Genomic DNA, 2,449 nt, shown 5'->3' with positions numbered 1-2,449 from the left:
TAAGAAAATATGATAATTATGCCGCTGATATCTACCGCGATCATCATATCCACGATCTACTCTATATAGTATTGGTTCAATACTCCCTAATAGACGAAAATGGTCATCTAGTGTTACCTGAGGATAGAAAAGAAGAAGAGGATTAACGTAATTTTTAGAGACACTAAAGCATTTTTGAGTAAGGATACTGAGATGGTACGCGCAAAGCGCTTTTGGTATCTCTTGTTGCCGTAAATAAGTTATTTGCACTATATTATTAGCATATATAATTTACTAGATATCCAAAAAGCTTCTAAATAAAATTTGGAATGAAAGTACGGCTATTTACTGTGCCAGTATATTAAATATACACAAAAACCGATGGCCGGGCAAGGCTTAGATTTGACTATATTCATGAGAAGACATACCTTACTCCGCTCTTACTTCTCCGCCTATGACGGTTATGCCTCGTTGATCAAATATCGCTTCTACCCCGCCGGCTCTAATAATTACGTTATTTGACGTTATCTCGATTTGAGTGTTGCCGACTCGGTGCAAGATCTGATTGCCCGCATCCACCTCGTAGTTTGACTTAATATCCGAAAATTTAGAGTCTGCGACTTCCGTATGCTGAGAGTCTGTGTTGGTGGTTAAATTTGACTTAGATTTTATATCTATGTAGTTGTCGGCTTGGAGAACTATGTGCTCTTGGGTGTATTTGTTTATTCCCTTTGAAGAGCTCATCTCATAACTGCCTTCGATCACGTCTTTTTTATCTTCTTTGACGGTTCGATTCTCGTTTTGATAGATGACGGTATCCAAATTTCCTTTTATTTCGATATTTTTATCGTTTCCTACATATTCTGAGCTATCTTGTCCGACTCTTATTTTATTATCTACTCCCACGTTTACCGTGTTTGATAGTCCCACCACTGTATCTTTGCTAAGGCCTACCGTTGTGAGATATTCCGCCCCTACGTTTACGTTTTTGGCTAGGTCTATGGTTTGCACGTGAGCTTCTTGTATTCTTTCAGTGTAGGTTCCTAACACTTTTGAGGACTTATCGTTTAGTATGGTTTGGGTAAAATCATGCTGTATGAGTTCGCCATAATCTTTCTGGGCTTTTAAATAAATATGCTCTTTGTCTTTTAAATTTGAAAAAGTAAATTCATTTCTACCGCTTTCGTTTACGCCTATAGTTTTTGAGCTTAACGTAGTTTGATGGTAATCGCTGGGTAAATTGGGCAGCTGCGGGTTGTAGGCATTATATAAACTAGCGCTAACCATAGGCTTATCTATATCCCCTTCCAGAAACGACACTACGACTTCGTCGCCTATTCTAGGTATAGCAAAAAACCCCGAATCGCTACTAGCTATAGGCGTCATTACTCTTAAATAAGCGCTATGAGAGTAGTCTTTGGTATTTGTTGAGTTGATGCCCTTTGGGTTAAAACAATCATCCACCGTCTCCTGAGAAGAAAAGGCATTGATTCTTACTTTTACGCGGCCGTGTTCATCGGTGTGGATAGTATTCTTCTCGTCGTCTATGCCGTTGTTTCCTATAACTACTCCCAAGGTTACTTCCGGGGATCTAGGCTTTGTTTTAAATTTTGGCACGTATACGGTACTAGAAGGAAGCATTATTATTTGATTGCTATAAGATGTCGAGAAGCTTTTGCCGGAGATTGGGACTATATCGCTAGTATCTAGTCTATTTTCCAAATTCGTCTCGTCTACGAAATTTTGAACGAGGGCTATGATTTTAAAATCAAATTTAGTATCGTTTTTTAAGGCAGAGGGATCATAGCTTAAAGACACCCCGCTATTTAACTTCAAACCAAATACGTTGGAATCGGCTATATAGGTATTTAAATTTAAAATAGATCTACGCCTTTTTAGCTCCGTAGGGATATTTAAAGACTCTTGCTGCGTAAAAGAATACTGACCTAAATGAAAATGCGCATTGTATTTAGTCTTCTCGTTTTGTTTGGAATTTACCGTATCTAAAACGGTGGGATACATAGTGTTTTGCAAAGAATAAGAAAAGTTGTTAGCGTTTAAAATTTCGGTCTTATTTATAGCTTTTATGCATTCTTGTTTTAATGCATTGTTGATATTTGGATTAAAATTTACCTCTCTAAAGCTAGAAGGAGCGTTTGATGTCGCGCCGTCTTGATTTGCTAACTCAAAACCGGAAATAGTTACCGTATCGTAAAAATATATCTTTCTATCGTCCTCATAAAAATATATACCGTTATTAAAGCAAATCCTTTGCAAGAAATTTAAATCGCTTTCATTGTATTGCGAGATATACTCTCTTGGCTCATACGAGTTTTTTATATTAGAAAAATCAACCTCTTTTATCAGCGAGGTTCGGTAAAATTTTAAAATTTCTTTTATAACGTCTATTATGGTCTGATCGGTAAAAATTCTATTTGCCGAATTTATCGATAGCCTAAAGAGCGGAGAG

1 protein-coding gene is annotated in these 2,449 nt (G+C 37.1%); it reads right to left on the bottom strand.

Annotated features, from left to right (window positions below):
- Nucleotides 1-408: 408 nt before the first annotated feature.
- Nucleotides 409-2,449, bottom strand: a 2,041-nt coding sequence (gene tssI, locus Q0200_RS07815) for a type VI secretion system tip protein TssI/VgrG (protein WP_297939978.1), incomplete at its 5' end; no start/stop codon positions are given.

It is taken from the genome of uncultured Campylobacter sp. (assembly GCF_938045225.1).
GTDB lineage: Bacteria > Campylobacterota > Campylobacteria > Campylobacterales > Campylobacteraceae > Campylobacter_A.
This window is presented reverse-complemented; position numbering and strand designations above follow the sequence as displayed.